Origin of the sequence: uncultured Porticoccus sp., from assembly GCF_963975625.1 — a bacterium.
Taxonomy (GTDB): Bacteria; Pseudomonadota; Gammaproteobacteria; order Pseudomonadales; family Porticoccaceae; genus Porticoccus.
In genome coordinates, this window is the sequence record NZ_CAXBHS010000007.1 from 25054 (window position 1) to 47956 (window position 22903).

Sequence of the window (22903 nt, forward strand, 5' to 3'; positions counted from 1 at the left end):
GACTATTTGCTTGTTCAGTAAATTGTAATGATAATGGTTAGCTTCTTCTGTTTTGGTTGTGTTGGAGTTTCTGTGATTTTCAATCGATTGCTTTCACGCTGCACGCCTGTAGGTGGCGTCACCGCCCGGGTTGCGGAAAACCGGGGTTGTGGCCCGCTCAGGGGTGTGTTACTGCTGGTTAGTGCTTCTCTGATGATATCCGTTGCACAGGCGACAGATGTCGATGATGTTGTGGCAGCGGAAAAGGCCAAGATTGGCGCCGCGAAATCGTCCCAGCAACGGGTGGACACAATCGCCGACGAAGCAGATGAATTGTTTCAGAATTTCAAGCAGGTCAACAAACAGATTGAGGGACTGAAGGTCTATAACGCCCAACTGGATGCGCAGTTGGCGGATCAGCGCCAGACCATCACCGATCTGGAGTCCTCTATCGAGAATGCCACATTGATGGAACGGCAGATCACGCCACTCACCCTCAAAATGATCAACGCTCTGGAGCAGTTTGTCTCTCTGGATATGCCGTTTCTGCTGGATGAGCGTCGCGACCGCATTGCCCGTTTGCACGCCAACCTGTCGCGTGCTGATTTGAGCAGTGCAGAAAAATTTCGTCAGGTGTTGGAAGCCTACAAAATCGAGAGTGAATACGGTGCCCGCATCGACAGCTACACGGACACCGTCATGATGGATGGCAAGCCTCGCGAGGTGATCCTGTTGCGTGTGGGCCGCATTGCGCTGATTTACCAAACGCCCGATCAGCAGATCACTGCGGCCTGGGATCAACGGAGTGGCAGCTGGCAGGTTCTCGACAGCGGTGATTATCGCAGTGCGGTCGCAGAGGGTATTCGCATTGCCCGAAAACGGGCGGCTGTGGATATGCTTCAGTTGCCGATTCCGGCACCGGAGGTGGTGCAATGAACCGCTCTTTCCTTCAATCACTGCTACTGGGGTTCGCCTTGCTATTGCCGGCATCCGGTGCCGTTCAGGCAGAGGATGCCGCTTCCCTGGATGAGCTGCTGACGCTGATCAAAAATGCCCGGCTGAGTGAGTCCAGAGAACAATCGGAACGGGAGGCAGCATTCCGGCGAGCCAGGTCCGAGCGGGCCGAATTGTTAAAGCAGGCAAAGGCTGAGCTCGCTGCAGAGGAGCGCCGCTCCGAAACACTGGAAAAGACCTTTGCTGAAAACGAAATTAAAGTGGCTGCCCTGCGCGAGCAGTTGCAGACCCGGCTCGGCTCCCTCAGGGAAATGTTTGGTCATTTGACGGCAGCTGCCGGGGATACTCGCACAACTCTGAACAACTCTCTGGTGAGTGCCCAGTATCCGGATCGTACGGATTTTCTTGATGATATGATCGAACGGATGAGTGGTAACACCCGTTTGCCTTCTCTGGACGATATTGAGCAGCTCTGGTACGAAATCAATCGTGAGATGATCGAGGGTGGGCGTGTGGTGAGCTTCCCTGCCACTGTGGTCACCGCAGAGGGTGAGCGAGTCCAGCAGCAGGTTGTGAGAGTCGGCCTGTTCAATTTGCTCTCGAATGGTGCCTATCTGCACTATCCGCCAGGAACCGGGATGATCACAGAGCTGCCGCGACAGCCGGGGCGCGATTACAGAAAAGCCGCGCAGACGTTACAGGCGGCCAAAGAAGGTTTTACACGTACCGGCATTGATCCCACCGGACCGAGTGGCGGCACTCTGCTGTCTGCCCTTATGGATAGTCCGGGTTGGCTGGAGCGCTGGCATCAGGGCGGCTGGATCGGTTATCTCATTACAGCACTCGGCGTGATAGCACTACTGCTGGCAGGTTGGCGTTTTGCCGTACTTTCCATCATATCCCGCCGGGTCACAGCGCAGCTGAACAATCCAAGCGCCGATCTCAACAATCCACTGGGCCGGGTGCTCAAGGTGGGCGAGGATCATCGTGGCGCTGATGCAGAATCGCTGGAGTTAAAACTGCACGAGCAAGTGCTCAAGGAGCGGCCCACTATTGAGTCAGGTCTGGGGCTGTTAAAAATCATTGCCATGGTGGCCCCGTTGATGGGATTGCTGGGTACTGTCACCGGCATGATTGTCACGTTCCAGGCGATTACCCTGTTTGGCACGGGCGACCCGAAAACCATGGCCGGCGGGATTTCAGCGGCACTGGTGACGACGGTGCTTGGCCTGTGTGTGGCGATTCCCACGGTGTTGCTGCATGCCCTGATTAACAGCCCGGCTCAGCGAGTGCTGCATATTCTGGAAGAGCAGAGTGCCGGCATTGTGGCAGAGCAAACCGAGGCTTGAGCCGTGTTGTTGTTGGAAGATATTGGCAAGTTTCTCGATGCCGGCGGACCTGTTCTGCTGGTTATAGCGCTGTTGCTGCTGGTGATGTGGACCCTGATCTTCGAGCGGGTATGGTATTTTCGCACGGTGCTCAGGAATGACATCCGTGTGGTGCTCGATTATTGGGAAACCCGCGCAGAGCGACGTTCGGTGAGGGCACACCAGATCCGTGAGGCGTTGATCTCCCGGGTGGCGCTGAAGCTCAATCGTAACCTGTCACTGATTCGGGCGCTGATGACTGTCGCTCCCCTGCTGGGTCTGCTGGGGACAGTGACCGGTATGATCGGTGTCTTCCAGGTATTATCCCTCAGTGGCGGTGGTGATGCCCGCGCCATGGCCGCTGGCGTCTCCCAGGCCACTATCCCCACTATGGCCGGGATGGTGGCAGCGTTGTCCGGGGTTTTTGCCAATACCTATTTGCGTCGCGTAGCCGAGCGGGAGCGGTTGCTGCTGGCCGACCATCTGACCATGGACCACTGAGGTAATGGACGACGATGCGTGACAGAATTTACCGACAGCCGGATCCTCCCCAATCGATTGACTTGACACCCATGCTTGACGTGGTTTTTATCATGCTGATTTTTTTTATTGTCACAGCCACGTTTATTCGCGAACCCGGTATTGATGTGGACCGTGCGGTCGCGGTTACCGGTGCCGGGCAAACACCTGCCATTCTGGTGGCGGTTGGTCAGGATGACAGCATCTGGATCGACCAGCAAAAGGTGGATCCAGGCAACTTGCGACTGCATATTCTGCGTCTGCGCACTGAAAATCCCCACGGAGGCCTGGTGATCCAGGCAGATGGCCGGGCGGCCATGGCAACCCTGTCCCAGGTGGCTGATGCAGCGCGCTCGGCCGGGATAGAGAACGTCTCCGTTTCCACCCGGAGTCCCTGAAACCCATGGTGTTGATGCGGTATGCACTGGCGGCAGTTCTCGGGTTGATCATGACGTTGGCATTGTTGCTGGGCATGCATGGGCTCATCACATCCTCGGGTGGGGCGGAGCCGGACAGGTCATTGCGCAAAATAGCGGATATCTGGCAACCGCAACGAACCATTGAGGAGCACCGCAAGGTAATCCGGCCGGAAAAACCCCGGGAGGCTGAGCGTCCGCCACCCCCGGTACCCGACCTTCAGGTCAATATTGAGACGCCGAAAGGTCCCGTCGATATGATGACGCCTGCAATGGAGGGCCTGCAGGTGGGGCTCGGCGGCTCATTTACCCGCGATTCGGATTACATTCCCGTCTATGTGCCCCAGCCCGATTACCCCCCCATGGCCCTGCGACAGGGTGTGGAGGGTTATGCGGTGGTGGAAGTGGTCATTACGGTGACCGGCAGCGTACGCGATGTCAAATTGCTCGAAGAGTCGCCCGCCAATAAGGGCTTTGGTAAATATGCCCTGAGAGCGGCAGAAAAACTCAAATACAAGCCCCGGGTTATTGATGGCAAGGCAGAAGAGGTCGCGGGTGTGTTGTATAAATTTTCTTTCCAGATTGCCAGGTAGGTAATGAAACTATTGCAACAGCGGATGGCGTTGGGTCGTTGGTGGCTACTGGTGGTACTGGTATTGGGGCCGGTCCAGCCTTGGGCTGTGTCAGAGGAGGCCGCCGAACAGCGACAGTATCAGGATACCAAAACCCGTCAGAGGCAGGCGGTGGGACAGGCCTGCGCCAATCAACTGGAGCCTCTTCAGACGGCGTTGCAAGGAGATAGTGCGCCGTCCCGGGCCCAGCTCGCCAAATTGATTGAACAGGTGGGTAAGCTGCTTGATCGACCCTGCAGTTCCAGTTATGAAAAATCACAAATCTACAACTTGCTGGGCTATAGCCACTATTCTCTGGAGCAGTATCCCCGCGCGATCGACAACTACCTGAAAATGCTCGCCGAGCCAGAGGTGGATGATCGGCAGAAAGTGGCTACCCGCTATACCGTGGCCCAGTTGTATTTCATACAGGAGGATTATGGCCGGGCTGCCCGACAACTGGAAACCTGGCTGACGGAAGCGCCGGAGCCGGGCAGTGATGGACGCATGTTGCTGGCCCAGGCGTATTATTACCTCAAGCGTCAGGATGAATCCCTGCGCCTGGTTAACCAGATCGTGGCGGAGGCCCTGTCCAGTGGAAAAATACCCAAAGAGAGCTGGTGGTCCCTGCAGCGTGTACTTTTCTACGAGCGGGGCGAGTATCAGAAAGTGATAGCGGTACTCAAACGATTGGTGACGCACTATCCCAACTCGCGTTACTGGCAGCAGCTGGGGGGGATTTTTGGTCAGCTTGAGCGGAGTGGCGACCAGCTTGCCGTGATGGACCTGCTGCATTTGCAGCGACAATTAAAAGATCAACGGCAGCTGCTGTCCCTGGCGTATCTCTATCTGGGTGCCGAGGTGCCTTTTCGGGCCGCCAGAATCATCGATGAAGGCATGAGCAGTGGTGTCATTGAGCCGACGGCAAAGAACCTGGAGACACTGGGTGGCGCCTGGCAGCTGGCGCGCGAGACCGACAAGGCGTTGCCGGTGTTGCAGCGGGCGGCCAATCTGTCGGATAGCGGAGCAATTGCTTCACGGTTGGCGTCTGCCTATCTGGATGCCAACGACAATTCGGCCGCCGTTCGGGAGGCGCGCAATGCCCTGCGCAAAGGCGACTTGTCCCGCCCGGCCCTCACACGTCTTACCCTCGGTGCGGCACTGGTCAACCTGAACTGCTATCGGGAAGCAGAGCCGGTATTTGAGGCAGCGGCAGCGGATCAAAATGTTCGTAAAACTGCCCGACAGTGGTTGCAATATGTTCGCAGCGAGGCGGCTCGCAGAGAAAAACTCATGGAGATGGACGCGGATATCGCGGGTTGCCAATCTATTTAGAGTCTGCGCACACGACCAATTGATCAGATAAAAAACCGGCCTTGTTGGCCGGTTTTTTTATATTGGCAGCCTTTGGCTATTTGATAGTGATCAGGTTCAGATCACGCACGGCGCCACGGTCGGCGCTGGTCGCCAGTGCGGCATAGGCCTGCAGTGCAGCAGATACCCGGCGAGGCCGTTTTTCCACTGGATGCCAGCCCAGGTCATCCTGTTCGACGCGGCGCTCCGCCAGCTGCTGGTCGCTGAGTGCCACGTTGATGGTGCGCCCGGGGATATCAATTTCAATGATATCACCATCCCTGACCAGGCCGATGGCCCCGCCGGCGGCGGCTTCAGGAGAGACGTGGCCGATGGACAGGCCGGAGGTCCCTCCCGAAAAACGCCCGTCGGTGATCAGCGCACAGTCCTTGCCCAGCCCTTTCGACTTGAGATAGCTGGTGGGGTAGAGCATCTCCTGCATACCCGGGCCGCCACGGGGCCCTTCATAGCGAATAATAACAACGTCGCCGGATTTGACCCGGTCGTTGAGAATATCCTCGACGGCCTGATCCTGGCTTTCACAAATATGGGCCGGACCAGAGAAAACCAGAATTGAGTCATCCACACCGGAGGTTTTCACCACACAGCCGTTGAGGGCGATATTGCCATACAGTACGGCCAGCCCCCCCTCCAGACTGAAGGCGTGCTCAAGGCTGCGGATACAACCGTTTTGGCGGTCGGCATCGAGAGAGCCCCAACGGGTATCCTGGCTGAAGGCCTGTTGGGTGGGGATGCCGGCGGGGCCGGCCTTGAAGAATTTTGTCAGCGCCTCGTCATTGTTGCGCATGATATCCCAGCTGGATAAGGCCGCCGCCATGGTCGGTGTGTGAACTGTAGAGACATCAGTGTGCAGCAGTCCCGCGCGATCCAATTCGCCGAGAATGCCGAACACGCCACCGGCGCGATGTACGTCCTCGACGTGATATTGCGGGGTGCTGGGCGCCACCTTGCAGAGTTGTGGCACTTTCCGCGACAGTCGGTCGATGTCGGCCATGGTGAAGTCCACATTCGCTTCCTGGGCAGCGGCCAGGAGATGGAGGATGGTATTGGTGGAGCCGCCCATGGCGATGTCCATGGTCATGGCATTTTCAAATGCCTCGAAGCTGGCAATGGAGCGGGGCAGTACGGCCAGGTGATCCTCTTCGTAGTATTCCCGAGCCATTGAGACGATGCGGCGACCCGCTTCTTCAAAGAGTCTGCGGCGATCCGCATGGGTCGCCAGTGTGGTGCCATTACCCGGCAGGGACAAGCCCAGCGCTTCGGTAAGACAATTCATCGAATTCGCTGTAAACATCCCCGAGCAGGAACCACAGGTGGGGCAGGCGGAGCGTTCATATTCATTGGCTTTTTCGTCGGAGGCCTCGGGGTCAGCGGCTATCACCATGGCATCCACCAGATCCAGCTTATGCTCGGAAAGCTTGGTTTTGCCGGCTTCCATGGGCCCGCCTGAGACAAAAATGGTCGGTATATTGAGCCGCATCGCCGCCATCAGCATGCCGGGGGTGATCTTGTCACAATTGGATATACACACCAGTGCATCGGCACAGTGGGCATTCACCATGTATTCCACCGAGTCGGCGATAATATCCCGCGAAGGCAGTGAGTAGAGCATGCCGTCGTGGCCCATGGCGATACCGTCATCCACGGCTATCGTATTGAATTCCTTGCCCACCCCGCCGGCTTTTTCGATTTCGCCGATGACCAGTTGCCCCATGTCTTTCAGGTGAACATGCCCCGGCACGAATTGGGTAAAGGAATTGGCAACGGCGATGATCGGCTTGTCAAAGTCGCCATCTTTCATGCCGGTGGCCCGCCACAGGGCGCGGGCACCAGACATGTTGCGGCCTTGGGTGGTGGTGTGTGAGCGATATACCGGCATGATTGGTCTCTTCTCTTTCGCAATAAAACAGGGCTTGAAGGATAGCAGAGACGGGCCCGGGTAATCAGCAGTTATAGGAGATTCTTGCAGAATATCCGGGAGTTGCGCTGAAAGTTGTACAGGGATTTGCGCTCGGCCGGCAATTCATCGAGCGAGCTGTCCACAAAACCCTTTTCCTTGAACCAGTCGCTGGCCCGGGTCGTCAGTACGAATAGTTGCCTGATGCCCTGCAGGGCCGCCTGGGTTTCCAGCTGTGCCAGCAGGCGACTGGCAAACCCGCGATTGAGAAAGTCGGGATGGGTTACCACACAGGCCAATTCCGCTGACACGCCATCCCTGAACGGGTAGATTGCCGCACAACCCACCAGCATTCCCTCGGCATGGAGCATGACAGTAAAGCGGGATATCTCCGTTTCGAGTAATTCCCTGGAGCGTTTGACCAGAATGCCTTTTTGCTCAAGCGGTTCGATGAGCTCCAGCAGCCCACCCACGTCATCAATCGTCGCCTGGCGAATCACCTCCCGGCCGTTTTTCAGCACCAGCGTGCCGCTACCTTCGAGAGTAAACAGCTCGGTGAGCAGGGCGCCGTTGTCTTCATAGCTGATGATGTGCCCTCTTAGCACCCCGTTTTCACAGGCCTGGTAGCAGGCCATCAAGGCATGCTGCAGCGACACGTTATCCTTCAGCACGTTGAGGCATTGGGGTACCTCGTTCAGTGACAGCATCTTCAACAGGTCGCCCTGTGGGGTTTTTACGCCACCACTCGTGCTGAAAATGATCAGTTTTTCCGCCCCCATGCTGACGGCGGTCTGGGTGGCGATATCCTCATAATTGAGGTTGTAGGCTTCACCGGTAGGTGAGTAACCGATCGGTGACAGCAGTACGATGGCCCCGTCTTCCAGTTGCCTCTGAATGGCTTTGTGATCGATTCGCCTCACCTCCCCGGTGTGGTGAAAATCGATGCCTTCGCGAACCCCCAGCGGTTTGGCCGTGATCAGATTGCCACCCAGTACCCGGATTCGGGCGCCGTGCATGGGCGAGTTGGTGGCACCGGTTGAGAGCTTGGCCTCAATGGAGATACGGGCGCTGCCTACGGCATCCTTGACGCAGACCATGGTGGCTGAATCGGTAATCCGTGTGTACTGGTCAAACTGTGGGCTAATAGCGCTGCCCTTCAGCCGTTCCGCAATCTGCGGCCTGGCACCGTGCACCAGTACCAGCTTTATGCCAAGACTGTGCAGCAGTGCGATGTCGTGGACGATATTAGTGAAATTGGCATGGGCTATGGCCTCGCCACCCAGGGCAAGTACAAAGGTTTTCCCCCGGTGCGTGTTGATGTACGGGGAGGTATCGCGTAGAAATTTTACGTAGTCGGACACAGTGTTGGCCTGAAGGTTATCCGGTGCCATTATAAGCAACAGCGACCGATCAGTTGTACCAGAAAATCAACCGTGGGTTGTATGCGGTCAATGGCCAGGTATTCATCGGGTTGATGTGCCTGCTCGACGCTGCCGGGCCCAAGTACCACCACATCCATCCCCAGATCTTTCAGATAGGGCGCTTCGGTAGCAAATGACACTGATTCGCTGGTGTGATTGGTCAGGGATTCACACATTTTTACCAGCGTGGAATCAGCGCCTGAAGCAAAAGCGGGGACACAGTAGTGCTCCAGTGAAATAGTGACCCCGTCACGCTCCCGAAATGGCAGGATGCGGTCATTTATCTGTTGCTGCAATGCCACGGTATCCATACCCGGCAAGACTCGAATTTCAAAGCCCAGTTCACAGTGGCCACAGATACGATTGGGGTTGTTACCGCCGTGAATGCAGCCCAGGTTCATAGTCGGATGGCCGACATTGAACATCGGGTTATGATGCTTCTCTCGCAGTTCGTTCCGCAGTGACAGTAGTTCGCCCATCGCGCTGTGCATGGTTTCCATGGCATTGCGCCCCAGGGTGGGATCACTGGAGTGGCCGGACCGACCCTCTATGATCAGCTTTTCCACCATGATGCCTTTGTGCATATTGATGGGTTTCATCCCGGTGGGCTCGCCGATCAGGGCATAGCGGGCTCTGGGTTTGCCCGCCGCGGCCAGAGCCAGTGCGCCGGACATGGAGGATTCTTCATCTGCCGTTGCCAGCACAATCAGTGGCTGTTGAAGTGTTTGACGGGAAAACGGTCTGGCGGCTTCAATGATCAGTGAAAAAAACCCTTTCATATCACAGGTTCCGAGACCATAGAGGCGTTGGTCTCGCTCAAGCAACTTGAAAGGATTGTGTGTCCAGCGGGCTTCATCGCAGGGTACCGTGTCGGTGTGACCCGCTAACACTAATCCGCCGGGACCACTGCCCAGCGTGGCGATCAAATTGGCTTTGCGGGGATCCTTCAGGGGCATGATGTCCACGGTAAAACCGAGATCTTCCAGCCAGCCCGCCAGCAACTCAATCACCGCCCGGTTCCCCTGGTCGAGGGCGGGATTGACGCTGCTGATTGATGGGGTGGCAATCAGCTGTTGCAGCATGGGCATAATTAGCATGGCATGCAGTGTACGGGCGGCGGGTTAAAAAGCAATTGCCACCGTGTGGCGAGGAGTTAAAGGCTTGTGGTGCGAGGCAGGTAGCAGGAGTGACTTACTTGCTGGATAGGGCTTTCATCAGTACACGGAGGTTGGATAGGGCCTCAACGTCGGAATATCCGCTCTCTATATCCTTGATATAGGCACAGGCCGCCTTTTGTGCGGCCTGCCTGGTGGGAAAAGGGCCGAGCATGCCATGGGTCTCGCGCACGGCAAAATACCAGGAACCGTTCATGCACTCGATACGTTCCGAACGAAAGTGGGTGGCGCTTTCCTCGCCGTGCCTGATGGTCATGACAGACTCCTTCACCTGCTGAAAACAGGGGCAATTCCCTATTCGAAGTATGCGTTAATTTTCCCCGGAAAGCCCGGGTGAGAAAACAAATATGTTTTGTTTGACCGGATTCGGTGAGGCGTATTGCTACTATGCGCGCGGTGATCATTGTCGCTACCACCCTCAGCCGTCATACTCTGATCTGTGAATCGGATAAATCGGGTAAATGTTATGGTACCAGCCGCTGAGATGCCGGAGCGCCAACTGGACCTGGGCAATGTGCTCAACGATCTGGTGGCCGATGGCCTGTTGTCGCGCAGTGATGCCAATATGCTCGCCGGAGCGCAGCGCAGCCGCGAGCAGGCACTGCTGCACCCGTTGGCCTATATCGCAGGTCAGCGTCCAGACAACCCCCTGGAACCCGGCAAGCAGCTCAATATCGATACTCTGACCCGCTGGCTGGCAGAGAAGGCCAACCTGGAGGTGGCACATATCGATCCATTACAGGTTGATGTTGCCAGGGTAACCGAGGTCATGTCTTTTCAGTTTGCCCGCCGCCACAGTATTCTGTGTATTGGCGTCAATGATACAGAATTGCTGATTGCGACGATGCAGCCATTTATCACTGAATGGATGGCAAACCTTGAACAGACCAGCCGCAAAACCATCAGGCGGGTGGTAGTCAATCCAGTCGACCTGGCCAAGTACACCGTGGAGTTCTACTCGCTGGCCAAATCGGTGTTTGGTGCAAAGGGCATTGCCGGCTCTAACCGGTCGGGTGTGACGAACTTTGAGCAGCTCTTGCAGATCGGCTCCCTCAAGGATCCCGATGCCCAGGACCAGCACATTATCAATATTGTGGACTGGCTGCTGCAGTATGCTTTTGACCAGCGGGCCAGTGATATTCATCTGGAACCGCGTCGGGACAAGGGCCGGATTCGCTTTCGCATCGATGGCGTGCTGCATCAGGTCTATGATTTACCCGACCAGGTGATGACCGCCGTCACCAGTCGCCTGAAAATTCTCGGTCGCATGAATGTGGCGGAAAAACGCCGCCCCCAGGACGGCCGGGTCAAGACTGTCACACCGGCGGGTGGCGAAGTGGAGCTGCGTTTGTCCACCCTGCCCACCGCCTTTGGGGAAAAGCTGGTGATGCGGATTTTTGATCCCGATGTACTGCTGCGCAGCTTTACCGATTTGGGGCTCAGTGGCGATGACCTGAAACGCTGGGAAACAATGACCGGTCGGCCACATGGTATCGTGTTGGTCACCGGCCCCACTGGCTCGGGCAAAACCACCACCCTTTACTCCACCCTCAAACGGCTCGCCACCGAGGATGTCAACGTCAGCACCATCGAGGACCCCATCGAGATGGTCGAGGACAGCTTCAACCAGAGTCAGGTGCAGCATAAAATCGAGTTCGATTTCGCCGCAGGCATTCGAACCCTGATGCGGCAGGACCCGGATATCATCATGGTGGGTGAGATCCGGGATCTGGAGACCGCGCAGATGGCGATCCAGGCCGCTCTCACCGGGCACCTGGTGCTGTCAACGCTGCACACCAATGATGCGCCCTCGGCGATCACCCGGCTGCTGGACCTGGGCATTCCCGCACACCTGATCAAGGTGACGGTCAACGGTGTCATGGCCCAGCGTCTGGTGCGGACACTCTGTCCGCACTGCAAGGAGGCGGTAACCGTTGATCCGGCGGACTGGGAGTCGCTGGTACGTCCCTGGAAAGTCAAATCACCGGCGACCATCTACCGTCCGGCAGGTTGCCTGGAGTGCCGAAATACCGGTTATCTGGGACGGCAGGGTGTCTACGAGATTCTGCCGTTGACGGAAACCATCAAACCGCTGATCACCTCGGATACCAATATTTCCGCACTGCGCCTGCAGGCCATGAAAGAGGGGATGAGAACATTGCGTCTCAGTGGTGCCCAAAAAGTGGGAGCCGGGTCTACCTCTGTGGAAGAAGTGATGCGTGTGGCCCCTGAATCGGGCGGTTAGAGCGTCCCCGGTCGTTGCCATGTCCGCTTCAATGCCAACAATACTATCCCGTCGAGTCGAGAACGCCGCGCTATGTTGAAAAGCCCCGAAGAACTACCGTCAGTCCTGCAGGAGCAATGGACGCTGCGCAGGCATTACTTTGCCGGGCGGGCCACCGCTGGGCAGGAAGACTGGCTGGCCTCATTACTTGAAAGCGGGGATACCTTGGCGCGACAGCTGCCATTGGTCTGGTCCTGCAGTGAATACGTTGCCGCCGCCTGTGCCGGCCAGCCGGCGATGTTTCAGGAGTTGGTGGAGTCCGGCGATCTCGAGGCCAGCTATTCCGATACCGCGCTAAAGGAGCGCCTTGCCCTGTGGCTGAGTGATGTCACCAGTGAAGATATGCTTCTCAAGGTGTTGCGGCAACTCCGGACGCGGGAAATGGTGCGCATTATCTGGCGGGATCTCACCCGATCAGCTGAGCTGGAGGAGACCACCGCAGACATGTCCCGGCTGGCCGAGGCCTGCCTGCAGGGTGCACTGGATTTCCTGTATCCCCGGGCGTGCGACGAATGGGGCACCCCGCTTGATGCCGATGGTGAGCCCCAGCAGCTGGTGATTCTGGGAATGGGGAAACTGGGTGCCCGCGAGCTGAACGTGTCCTCCGACATCGATCTGATTTTTGCTTACCCCGAAGCCGGCGAGACCCGCGGTGGACGCCGCAGCCTGAGCAACCAGGAGTTTTTCATTCGTCTCGGCCAGTGGCTGATCAAGGCGCTCGATACCCCCACCGCCGACGGCTTTGTCTTTCGTGTGGATATGCGTTTACGGCCCTACGGCCAGAGTGGCGCGCTGGTGCTCAACTTCGATGCTATGGAAGAGTACTACCAGACCCAGGGACGCGACTGGGAGCGCTACGCCATGATCAAGGCGCGGGTGGTGGCCGGCGACCGGGCGGCGGGCAGCAGGCTGATGGCGATGTTGCGACCCTTTACCTACCGCAAGTACCTCGATTTCAGTGCCTTTGAATCCCTGCGGGGCATGAAGACGATGATCAACAGGGAAGTGCAACGAAAGGGTCTGGTGAGTGATGTCAAGCGCGGTGCGGGTGGTATACGCGAGGTTGAATTTGTCGCTCAGGCCTTCCAGATTATTCGCGGTGGCCGCGACCGGCGGTTCCAGACGCCACCGCTGAAAGAGGTGCTGGAGCTGTTGGGGCAGGAGGGGTTGCTGCCGCTCGAAGACACCGAAAGACTCTACCGTGGTTATCGGTTTCTGCGCAATGTGGAGCATGTGCTGCAGGGGTGGCAAGACAAGCAGACCCAGTCATTACCGGGTGATGAGCTCGGCCAATGCCGGGTTGCTTACCTGATGGGTTGTACAGACTGGCATCAGTTTCTGGAACAGCTGGAAGAATACCGCCAGTTTATTCACCAGCTGTTTGAAGACGTGGTTGCCGAACAGCACCAGGGTGATGGGGGAGAAAATGTGCCTGAGGAACACCCGTTGGCGGAGCAGGTTTGGCAGGCTGTCGATGGCGATGAGTTAATGCCCGATGAGCTCGGGACCATGGGTTACGATCTGCCGGAAAAGGCGGCGGAGATGATCAACACGCTGCGCGGCAGCCGGTCGGTGCAATCCATGGCCAATGATACCCGCGGTCGGCTGGATAAGTTGATGCCCCAGCTGATCAGCACATGCGGGCAGCGGGACAATGCCACTGAAACCCTTGGACGGGTACTCAAGCTGGTGGAAGCCGTCGCCCGCCGCAGCGCCTATCTGTTGCTGTTGAAGGAAAACCCGGCGGCGCTGCAGAGCACCGTGAAGCTCTTTTCCGGCAGTTCCTGGGTGGCAGACCAGCTGGTTCGCTATCCGGCACTTCTCGATGAGTTGCTGGACAGCCGGACACTGTTTTCGCTACCGGAAAAATCAACCCTTGAGGACGAGTTGCATCAGCAATTGCTCCGGGTGCCCACCGATGATCTGGAATCCCAGATGGAAGTGCTGCGCTATTTTCAGCAGTCACACAGCCTGCGGGTGGCCGCCTGTGAGCTGGAAGAAATATTGCCCTTGATGAAGGTGAGCGATTATCTGACCTGGCTGGCGGAGGCGATCCTGAGCCATGTGCTGCAGTTAGCCTGGAATCAGATGGTGGAGCGGCATGGCTATCCGAAAACGGCGGAGGGCGACACGGCGGGATTTTTGATTGTCGGTTATGGCAAGCTCGGTGGCATTGAGCTGGGGCACGGCTCTGATCTGGATCTGGTATTCCTCCACGACGCCGATGCGGCGGCGTCCACCGACGGCGTCCACCCATTGGATAGCGCGACTTTTTTTGCCCGGTTGGGGCAGCGCATTGTGCATATTCTCACCGCCAAAACGTCCTCCGGCGACCTCTACGAAGTGGATATGCGCCTGAGGCCCTCCGGTAGCTCCGGCATGCTGGTTTCTTCCCTGACGGCATTTGAAAAGTACCAGTTGGGTGAAGCCTGGACCTGGGAGCACCAGGCGCTGGTGCGCGCCAGGCCAGTAGCCGGACCCGAAAAGCTGGTCCGGGCTTTTGCCGAGATTCGTCAGCGAGTGCTGGTGCTGCCGCGGCAAAGAGACAAGCTGATAGCTGACGTGCTGGAGATGCGCGGCAAGATGAAAAAACACCTCGCCAGTGGCAAGGCTGATCAGGACCGGGTGTTCAACCTGAAGCAGGATCCGGGAGGTATCGTCGACATCGAATTTATGGTTCAATTTGCGGTCTTGGCCTGGTCCCACGATATTCCCGATTTGACTCGCTGGAGTGATAACATCCGCATCCTCGAATGCCTTGAGAAAAGTGATGTCCTGTCAGTTGAAGATGTGGACATTTTGACCAGTGCCTATAAAAATTACCGATCTGCCGGACATCGACTTCAGCTGCAACAGGCGGAGCTTGTCGTCAGTGCGGCCGAGTTTGCGGCGCAACGGCAGCAGGTGGTGGCACTCTGGCATCGGTTGCTCGGAGAATAATAAACATCTGACCGGTGGTTCTTTCGGTCAGCCTGAATTTTTTAGGAGACACCCATGTCATTTGCCGATCGCGATGGCTATATCTGGTTTGACGGTGAGATGGTGCCCTGGCGCGAGGCCAAGGTTCACGTACTGACCCACACGTTGCATTATGGCATGGGAGTCTTTGAGGGTGTGCGCGCCTACCAGACGCCGGATCGCGGGGCGGCTATCTTCAGGCTCAAGGATCATACGGACCGATTGTTCAATTCCGCCAAGATCATGGGTATGAAAATGCCCTTCAGCAGGGATCAATTGAATGCAGCACAGAAACAGGTGGTGCTGGAGAACGACCTGCATGAAGCCTACCTGAGGCCCATGGCCTTTCTCGGTTCCGAAGGCATGGGTTTGCGGGCTGATTCCCTGCAGACCCACGTGATTGTCGCTGCCTGGACCTGGCCTTCCTACATGAGTCCGGAATCGCTGGAAAAGGGTATCCGCATTCGCACCTCGTCCTTCACCCGCCACCATGTCAACATTGCCATGACCAAGGCCAAGGCCAACGGTAACTATATCAACTCCATGCTCGCCCTGCGGGAAGCACTGGATTGTGGTTGTGAAGAAGCTTTGTTGCTGGATCCGGAAGGGTATGTCGCCGAGGGCAGCGGTGAAAACGTCTTCATTGTTCGTGACAATGTGCTCTATACACCGGAACTGACCTCCTGCCTCGACGGTATTACCCGAAAAACAGTCATGCAGTTGGCCGGGGAAGCTGGTTATCGGGTAGTGGAAAAACGGATCACACGCGATGAGGTCTATATTGCCGATGAAGCATTTTTCACAGGCACTGCGGCCGAGGTGTTGCCCATCCGAGAGCTGGATGGCCGCACCATTGGCGAAGGCGCAAGGGGTCCCATCACCGGGGAACTGCAGTCACAGTACTTTGATCTGGTGCGCGGTCTTCGCGGTGAGCACCAGGAGTGGCTTGCGCCGGTGGGGCAGTAAGCCCGGTTCCGCCGGGAAATTGCATGGTATCGGGTAAAAAAATTCTCATCATCGGCCCCTCGTGGATAGGGGACATGGTGATGGCGCAGTCCCTGTTTATTCTTCTCAAGCAGCAGTTTCCGGACGTTCAGATTCACGTGCTGGCCCCGGCCTGGAGTCGGCCACTGCTGGCGCGTATGCCGGAGGTCGAGCGGGCGATTGATATGCCCGTTGGGCACGGCAGCCTGATGTGGTCGGTGCGCCGCCGGATTGCCCGGGAATTGCGTGCCGAAGGTTACAGCCAGGCCATTGTGCTGCCGAATTCCCTCAAGTCAGCGCTGATTCCCTGGCTGGCCCGGATTCCTCTCCGGACCGGCTGGAAAGGGGAAATGCGCTATCTGCTGTTGAACGATCTCCGCCATCTGGACAAGCAGCAGTATCCCCTGATGGTACAGCGTTTTGATGCCCTGGCGTTGCCGGAGGGCACTGCGCTGCCGACCTCGTTGCCGGCCCCCGACCTGCATGCGAAAACAGACCGGGTTCCGGCATTGCGCCAGCAGTTTGGCCTTCAGGCCAATCAGAACATTCTGGCACTCTGTCCCGGCGCCGAATTCGGCCCCGCCAAGCGCTGGCCAGAGCAGCATTACACGACCGTGGCTGCTCACCAGATTGCCAGGGGCTGGCAGATCTGGTTGCTGGGCTCGGCAAAGGATCGCCCGGTGGCGCAGGCCATTATCGACGGTTTGCCCGAGCAGCAGCGGGACCAATGCCATAACCTGGCGGGTAAAACCAGCCTGGATGAGGCGATCGACCTGATGTCGGTCGTCGATGCCGTGGTGAGCAACGATTCCGGGTTGATGCACATAGCCGCTGCCCTGAACCGTCCGCTGGTGGTGGTTTATGGTTCCACCTCTCCCGCCTTTACGCCGCCGCTCAATGATGAGGTGGCGATTTTGTCAATTCCGGTGGATTGTGGGCCGTGCTTCAAGCGCGAATGCCCGCTAGGACACCTCAAGTGCCTCGTGGAGTTATACCCGGAACGGGTGACGGCGGCTCTCGATCGACTGGTGCCTGCACCATGACATCGATACTGTTGATTAAAACCTCGTCTCTGGGTGATGTGATCCACAGTTTGCCGGCGCTCACCGATGCGGCCGCCGCCATCCCCGACGTTCGTTTTGACTGGGTGGTGGAAGAGTCCTTTAGGGAAGTTCCGGCCTGGCACCCGGCGGTTGATCGGGTCATTCCGGTTGCCCTGCGGCGCTGGCGAAAACACCCGTTGCAGGCACGACGCAGCGGTGAGTGGTCCGAGTTCAAAAGCCGTATTGCCGAGCGCTCCTACGATGCCGTGATCGATGCACAGGGGCTGTTCAAGAGCGCGTGGCTGATCCGTTATGCACAAGGCCGAAGATTTGGTCTGGACCGCCAGTCGGCGAGGGAATCGCTGGCGGCACTGTTTTACCACCAGCCCATTGCCGTACCTCGAGACCAGCATGCAGTCGAGCGGGTGCGGCAGTTATTTTCAGCGGCGCTGGGTTATGCCATGCCGACGGGCTTCGGTGACTACGGTCTGGATCGTCAGGCCCTGGCCGGGCTCTCTTCGGGACAGCCCCAGGTGCTGTTTTTTCATGGCACCACCTGGTCGAGCAAGCACTGGCCTGAAATGTACTGGCGAGAGCTGGCTGAAAAGTTGGTCGAACGTGAAATCGGGGTTCAGCTGCCCTGGGGCAATGTCGAGGAAAAGGCCCGGGCAGAACGGATTGCCGAGGGCCTGCAGCGGGTGCAGGTACTGCCTCCATTGTCATTGGCCGGCATGGCCGGGGTGGTGGCGGGAGCACAGGCCTGCGTCGCCGTTGATACAGGACTGGGACACCTCGCCGCAGCGCTCAATGTGCCCTGTCTGTCGCTGTTTGGCCCCACCGATTCGGGGCTTACCGGCGCTTATGGCCTCTCGCAAGTTCATCTTGCCAGCAACTTTCCCTGTGCGCCCTGCCTGCAGAAAACCTGTCGATACCGGCCCACCGCTGAAGATGCACGGCTATTCGACCTGCAGCGCGAACAACCGCTATGCTTTACCCGTGTTGCCCCCGACAATGTGTTTGAGCGCCTGCAGAAACTGCTGGCGGACCACGGAGCGATTTGATGCAACTGGCGTTTTTACTCTACAAATATTTTCCGTTTGGCGGTTTGCAGCGGGATCTGGTCAGGATTGCACAAACCTGCCAGCAGCGCGGCCACCGCATCAGGGTTTATACGCTAAGCTGGCAGGGGGACGTGCCGGAGGGGTTTGAGGTAGTAACAGTGCCGGTGCGATCCTGGCTTAATCACCGCCGCTATAAAAAGTTTACCCGTTGGGTTGAGGCTGACATGCACAGGCGCCCGGTCGATCGGGTGGTCGGCTTCAACAAGATGCCCGGCCTCGATGTCTATTACGCAGCGGACCCCTGCTTCGAGGATAAATCCCGCCGATTGCGAAAGCCATGGTATCGCTACAGTCCGCGCTACCGGCATTTTTCTGCCTATGAAAGAGCGGTTTTCTCGCCTGCGGCAAAAACCGAATTGTTGATGATCTCGGCCACCCAGCAGGCCCTGTTCAAACAGTATTACGCCACGCCCGAGCACCGTTTCCATCTGTTGCCGCCGGGTATTTCTCCCGACCGGCGCGCTCCGGACAATGCCGCCGAGTTGCGGGTTGCCGCCCGCCAGAAGCTGGGCGCAGAATTCGCCCTGCCAGCCGATGGCTTGTTGCTGGTTCAGATAGGGTCAGACTTTGAGCGAAAAGGGCTCGATCGCAGTATTCAGGCTCTGGCGGCGCTGCCTGAAGCGCTGCGCGCCCGAACCCGGTTGGTGGCGCTGGGTTCTGACGATCCTGCGAAAATGCAGGGTCTGGCGGATCAGTTGGGCGTCGGAGCGCAGGTCTTTATGCCCGGCGGCCGGGCCGACGTACCGGATTTTTTGTTGGCGGCAGACCTGCTGCTGCATCCGGCCCGCCATGAAAACACCGGAACTGTGCTGCTGGAGGCTTTAGTGGCCGGCCTGCCTCTGCTGGTGACCGAAGCTTGTGGTTATGCTCATTATGTACTGGATGCGGACTGCGGTCGTGTAGCTACTCAGCCGTTCGACCAGTCGGCTTTCAACCGTCTGCTTGCGGAGATGCTGGCCAGTGACCGGGATCGCGCACGCTGGCACGACAATGCCCTGCGGTTTGCCGACGAGACCGATTTATACAGCATGCCCGAGCGCGCGGCGGACGTTATTCTGGGGAGCACAGCTTGAAGTTGTTTCTGGCAGAGCCCTTCGCGTCGCGATGGCGGGACAGCGATCCGTTTGAGGCGGCGTTTTCCCTGACCGGTGAACTGTTTCGGGATATGGGCGACCGTCGCACAACCCGTTTTGAGTGTGAAGGTGCCGCGTACTTCGTGAAAACCCATGCCGGTATCGGTATCGGGGAGTTGCTCAAAAACCTGCTCTATCTGCGCGCCCCGGTGTTGGGCGCCGAAAATGAATATCGTGCCATCTCCCGTCTGGCAGAGTTGGGGGTGGAGACCATGACGGCAGTGGCGTTCGGTCGACGCGGCTGGAACCCGGCCAACGAAAAATCCTTCCTGATTACCCGGGCGCTGGAGCCCACATTGCCCCTGGATGAATATTGCAATCCCCAGGTGCTTTCTGCCATGGGGGTGAGCGAACGTCGCGCCCTGGTGCGACGGCTGGCACGTATTTCCAGAACCCTGCATGACAACGGCATCAATCACCGGGATTACTATCTGTGCCACTTTCTGCTCGATACCTCTCCGGCAATGGACACGGTTGCCGTATCAAAGCGACCACTTTATCTGATTGACCTGCACCGGGTGCAGGTCCGTCACCGCACTCCCCGCCGCTGGCGACACAAGGATCTGGCGGCACTCTTCTATTCTGCGCGCCGGGTGGGTTTCGACGAACGGGATGTGGCTTGTTTTCTGGTGGAGTACAAACAGCAGCCCCTGCGAACGGCCCGCGACGAAAACCGTCGACTTTGGCGGGCCGTGCGCGAGGACGCCGATCAGCTACACCGCAAGGGCATCAGAAAGGGGTATCACACCTGATGTCCTGCTGGTTTGTTGACAGGGCGATTCTCAGTGAGGCCGCCGCAGAGCAATTCTCCTCACTGGACAGTGTCTTCGCCATTACCGGCCGGCGGGTTACCCGTTGCCCTATCAGTGAGTTGATCCTGACGGAAATCGACGGAAAATCCTATTACGTGAAACGCTATTCGCGGCGAGGCAAAGTCATACGGCGCTGGCTGGGGCGAAGCCGCGTCAGGGCTGAATGGGAAAACCTGCTGTTTTTTCGCGAACTGGGCCTCAGGGTGCCGCCCATCGCAGCCTATGGTGAATCCGGAGCCAGGGGCGTATTGATAACCGAGGAAGTGCCCGGCGCTGTCGACCTGCATTCACTGGTCAGACAGCGGCCCGAGTTACTGCGGGATCGCAACTGGCTGGCTCAGGTGATGGTTCAGGTGGCTGAGGTGGCCAAACGGCTTCATGCCGCCAGCTTTGCCCACAACGATTTGAAGTGGCGCAATATCCTGGTTGTCGGGGAGGTGACGCCAGAAGTGTATTTGATCGATTGTCCGATGGGGCAGACATGGTGGGGGCCGTTATTGGCTTACAAAAAGATCAAGGATATCGCCTGTCTCGATAAGGTGGCGAAATACTGCCTCAACCGAACCGCGCGATTGCGCTTTTACCTTCTCTATGTCGGTAGGGACCATCTCACTGCATCTGACAAGACATTCATCCGCAAGGTGCTGGTATTTTTTGCGGGGCGGGAATAGATGAAAACACAGTTTTTTCAGCTTGAGCCAGCGTTTACCGCGTTTTTTGAATCGCTGCACCTGGACCATTTCGCCGCCTGGTGGAATGCTGACATTGAGCGGGTGGACGAGCCTAACCTGACCCGCGGTGGCCGAAGCGAAGTGGGGCAGTTGTCGATTCCCGTGAGTGGTCAACGACAAACCTTCTATCTCAAGCGTCAGGCCAATTATAACTGCCGTACTCCCGGTAGTCCCCTGCGTGGTATTCCCGTTGCGTTGCGCGAGTGGCAGAAAATAAACTGGTTGAAAAAGCAGGGGATTCAGACACTTGAGGTTGTCTGCGTCGGGCGGGAAAGTCTCAGCGAGGACCGGGCGATTCTGGCCACTGCCGCACTTGAGCAGTTCTCATCTTTTGATATCTGGCTGGCCCGGTCGATGCCGGATCGTGAGCGCGCCAAGGGGCTGCGCGCATTGGGGCAACTGATCGGCCGGCTGCATGCCGCCGGGGTCAAGCACGGTTGTCTTTACGCCAAGCATGTATATTTCTCGGATCATGATTCCACTGAGTTGCGCCTGATCGATCTGGAAAAGTGCAAGCGGATCTTCAGCCGCTGGGGCGGCCTGCGAGATCTGGACACCCTGATCCGCCGCAGTCCATCCCTGACCCGGGATGAGCGTCGACTGCTCTACACCGCCTACAATGAGGAGTGTCCTTATCCCTGGTCCCTTGATTCACTGGAGCAGGCCGTGATGCGAAAAATGTATGCCAAGGAGGAAGTTCGGGATGAATGACCCGCTGACTCTGGATGCGCTGCAGCGCAGTGATCTTTCGTTGGCGGCACCGTTTTCCCTGCAGGCCAGCGGGCTTGACAACATGGTCTGTGAAGAGATTTATCGCCATCTCCCCGGTCGTCGACTGGTCTTCAGAACGCATTGGGGCGGTGCCCATGTACTGGTGAAACTTTTTTTTCGCCGCAAGGATTTTGACCGCGAACGGTCCGGTCTGCTGGCCATGCAGAATGCCGGTATCCCCTGTCCGGGAGAAGTCTGGATACTGAAGGACGGCAGTGGCAAAAGCGGTGATTTTCTTGCCACCGTGTTTCTTGAAGGTGCGGTAAGTCTGCGCCAGATATATGCGTCCCAGCCACGGGAGGCGATGCCGGCATTACTGAGCGATGCCGTTGCCATGATAGGCCGTTTGCACCGTGCCGGTGTCATGCAGGCAGATATTCATCTCGATAATTTTCTTTCCAGAGATGGCTCGCTCTTTATGATCGACGGCGGCGGTATTCAGCCGCTAAAAAAACCGCTGCACAATCTCGCCATGTTCTTTGCCCAGATGGTGCCGGAATATGATCAGCTGATGCCGGAGGTGATTCAGGCCTACGGAGTCGGTGCGCCGGAACCCGAACAGTTGCAGCCGCTGATTGCCAGAATGCGGGAAAAACGGATTCGCCACTATTTGGCGAAGACCATTCGCGATTGCACCCAGTTCCAGCGGCTGAAGGTCAGGGGTGCTTTTGTTGTGATGGCCAGACAGCGGGTCACTGATAGACTGTTACAGGTCATCACCCAGCCGGAGGTGGCTGTGGGGCAGGCGACCTTTCTCAAGCGCGGTAATACCGCGACTGTGATGAAGCTGGCCGGAGATAGCGGTAGCTGGGTGCTCAAACGTTACAACATCAAAGACGTCTGGCACGGGATGAGACGTGCTTTCAGGCGCAGTCGCGCCTGGATTTCCTGGCAGAATGCCTATCGGCTGGAACAGCTGGGCATTGCCACACCCAGGCCACTGGCCATGCGGGAAAACAGAGCTGGTCTCTTTCGTCAAGAGGCATACCTGGTTACCGAGTGGTCCAGTGGCGAGAGTTTGCAGGCCTGGTTGTTGCGGTATGGGCCCGCGGGGATTCCGGATTGGCTGGATCGGGAAGTCACTCGTCTGTTTGCTATCATGTGGCTGGGGCGAATCAGCCACGGCGACATGAAGGCCACGAACCTGATTGTATGCGGGGAGCAGCTCCAGTTGATCGATCTGGATGCGCTGCACCGCCATCGTTGCAAGGGGTTCTTCAAGACTGCATACGGTAGGGATTTGCAGCGTTTTATGGATAACTGGCAAGGCAATACCTGGCAGCATTTTGAGCAGCTGTTACGGCCTTATGCCAGTCAGTGCGGTATTAAACTCATCAATAAAAAGGTTTAACA

At 57.6% G+C, this 22903-nt stretch carries 20 protein-coding genes; 16 read left to right on the forward strand and 4 right to left on the reverse strand.

All coding sequences use genetic code 11. The features are described from left to right. Nucleotides 1–72 precede the first annotated feature (72 nt). The 6 genes from AACZ64_RS07730 to AACZ64_RS07755 are packed head-to-tail and all read left to right on the forward strand — an operon-like array spanning nucleotide 73 to nucleotide 5181. Nucleotides 73–915 carry a DUF3450 domain-containing protein gene (locus AACZ64_RS07730; RefSeq protein WP_293615039.1) on the forward strand — a complete coding sequence of 281 codons (843 nt, stop codon included), beginning with the start codon at nucleotides 73–75 and terminating at the stop codon, nucleotides 913–915. Next, nucleotides 912–2282 carry a MotA/TolQ/ExbB proton channel family protein gene (locus AACZ64_RS07735; RefSeq protein WP_036859059.1) on the forward strand — a complete coding sequence of 457 codons (1371 nt, stop codon included), beginning with the start codon at nucleotides 912–914 and terminating at the stop codon, nucleotides 2280–2282. The genes AACZ64_RS07730 and AACZ64_RS07735 overlap by 4 nt, the downstream gene beginning before the upstream one ends. A 3-nt stretch (nucleotides 2283–2285) precedes the next feature. Beyond that, entirely contained in the window at nucleotides 2286–2801 is a 516-nt protein-coding gene (locus AACZ64_RS07740; RefSeq protein WP_036859062.1) for a MotA/TolQ/ExbB proton channel family protein, read from the forward strand. Nucleotides 2802–2815: 14 nt separating this feature from the next. Next, on the forward strand, nucleotides 2816–3217 hold the full coding sequence (locus tag AACZ64_RS07745) for a biopolymer transporter ExbD (protein ID WP_293615040.1): 402 nt from the start codon (nucleotides 2816–2818) through the stop codon (nucleotides 3215–3217). A gap of 5 nt (nucleotides 3218–3222) precedes the next feature. Beyond that, the gene (locus AACZ64_RS07750) at nucleotides 3223–3828 is read left to right on the forward strand and encodes an energy transducer TonB (RefSeq protein ID WP_293615041.1); all 606 of its coding nucleotides are present in this window, start codon (nucleotides 3223–3225) and stop codon (nucleotides 3826–3828) included. Nucleotides 3829–3831: 3 nt separating this feature from the next. Next, nucleotides 3832–5181: a PAS sensor protein gene (locus tag AACZ64_RS07755; RefSeq protein WP_293615042.1), complete on the forward strand. Its 1350-nt coding sequence runs from the start codon at nucleotides 3832–3834 to the stop codon at nucleotides 5179–5181. Between the two features lie 76 nt (nucleotides 5182–5257). Here the strand turns inward: AACZ64_RS07755 and ilvD are convergent, their stop codons facing one another. From ilvD to AACZ64_RS07775, 4 genes are all read right to left on the reverse strand, one after another. Beyond that, nucleotides 5258–7099 (reverse strand): dihydroxy-acid dehydratase, encoded by a 1842-nt coding sequence (ilvD, locus tag AACZ64_RS07760; RefSeq protein ID WP_293615043.1) that lies wholly within the window; start codon nucleotides 7097–7099, stop codon nucleotides 5258–5260. A gap of 71 nt (nucleotides 7100–7170) precedes the next feature. Beyond that, nucleotides 7171–8478, reverse strand: coding sequence for an amino-acid N-acetyltransferase (gene argA, locus AACZ64_RS07765; RefSeq protein ID WP_339639858.1), 1308 nt, complete (start codon nucleotides 8476–8478; stop codon nucleotides 7171–7173). 29 nt (nucleotides 8479–8507) lie between these two features. Beyond that, nucleotides 8508–9626, reverse strand: a complete 1119-nt coding sequence (gene argE, locus AACZ64_RS07770) for an acetylornithine deacetylase (RefSeq protein WP_339639859.1) — start codon at nucleotides 9624–9626, stop codon at nucleotides 8508–8510. Nucleotides 9627–9729: 103 nt separating this feature from the next. After that, nucleotides 9730–9969 (reverse strand): DUF6316 family protein, encoded by a 240-nt coding sequence (locus tag AACZ64_RS07775; RefSeq protein ID WP_293615045.1) that lies wholly within the window; start codon nucleotides 9967–9969, stop codon nucleotides 9730–9732. A gap of 210 nt (nucleotides 9970–10179) precedes the next feature. Between AACZ64_RS07775 and AACZ64_RS07780 the strand changes: the two genes are divergently transcribed. The 10 genes from AACZ64_RS07780 (at nucleotide 10180) to AACZ64_RS07825 (ending at nucleotide 22901) form a co-directional block, all read left to right on the forward strand. Beyond that, entirely contained in the window at nucleotides 10180–11958 is a 1779-nt protein-coding gene (locus AACZ64_RS07780) for a GspE/PulE family protein (protein WP_293615046.1), read from the forward strand. Nucleotides 11959–12030: 72 nt separating this feature from the next. Beyond that, the gene (gene glnE, locus AACZ64_RS07785; RefSeq protein ID WP_293615047.1) at nucleotides 12031–14937 is read left to right on the forward strand and encodes a bifunctional [glutamate--ammonia ligase]-adenylyl-L-tyrosine phosphorylase/[glutamate--ammonia-ligase] adenylyltransferase; all 2907 of its coding nucleotides are present in this window, start codon (nucleotides 12031–12033) and stop codon (nucleotides 14935–14937) included. A gap of 54 nt (nucleotides 14938–14991) precedes the next feature. Beyond that, the gene (locus AACZ64_RS07790; protein ID WP_293615048.1) at nucleotides 14992–15921 is read left to right on the forward strand and encodes a branched-chain amino acid transaminase; all 930 of its coding nucleotides are present in this window, start codon (nucleotides 14992–14994) and stop codon (nucleotides 15919–15921) included. 23 nt (nucleotides 15922–15944) lie between these two features. Further along, the gene (gene waaF / locus AACZ64_RS07795) at nucleotides 15945–16982 is read left to right on the forward strand and encodes a lipopolysaccharide heptosyltransferase II (RefSeq protein WP_293615049.1); all 1038 of its coding nucleotides are present in this window, start codon (nucleotides 15945–15947) and stop codon (nucleotides 16980–16982) included. Then, nucleotides 16979–18043 (forward strand): lipopolysaccharide heptosyltransferase I, encoded by a 1065-nt coding sequence (waaC, locus tag AACZ64_RS07800; protein ID WP_293615050.1) that lies wholly within the window; start codon nucleotides 16979–16981, stop codon nucleotides 18041–18043. Before waaF ends, waaC begins: the two co-directional genes overlap by 4 nt. Beyond that, nucleotides 18043–19176, forward strand: a complete 1134-nt coding sequence (locus AACZ64_RS07805) for a glycosyltransferase family 4 protein (protein ID WP_293615051.1) — start codon at nucleotides 18043–18045, stop codon at nucleotides 19174–19176. Before waaC ends, AACZ64_RS07805 begins: the two co-directional genes overlap by 1 nt. Continuing rightward, nucleotides 19173–19988: a lipopolysaccharide core heptose(I) kinase RfaP gene (rfaP, locus tag AACZ64_RS07810; protein WP_293615052.1), complete on the forward strand. Its 816-nt coding sequence runs from the start codon at nucleotides 19173–19175 to the stop codon at nucleotides 19986–19988. The genes AACZ64_RS07805 and rfaP overlap by 4 nt, the downstream gene beginning before the upstream one ends. After that, complete coding sequence (locus AACZ64_RS07815) at nucleotides 19988–20719, forward strand: lipopolysaccharide kinase InaA family protein (protein ID WP_293615054.1); 732 nt, start codon at nucleotides 19988–19990, stop codon at nucleotides 20717–20719. The genes rfaP and AACZ64_RS07815 overlap by 1 nt, the downstream gene beginning before the upstream one ends. After that, entirely contained in the window at nucleotides 20720–21490 is a 771-nt protein-coding gene (locus AACZ64_RS07820) for a lipopolysaccharide kinase InaA family protein (RefSeq protein WP_293615055.1), read from the forward strand. After that, nucleotides 21483–22901, forward strand: coding sequence for a lipopolysaccharide kinase InaA family protein (locus AACZ64_RS07825; RefSeq protein WP_293615056.1), 1419 nt, complete (start codon nucleotides 21483–21485; stop codon nucleotides 22899–22901). The genes AACZ64_RS07820 and AACZ64_RS07825 overlap by 8 nt, the downstream gene beginning before the upstream one ends. Nucleotides 22902–22903: the final 2 nt, after the last annotated feature.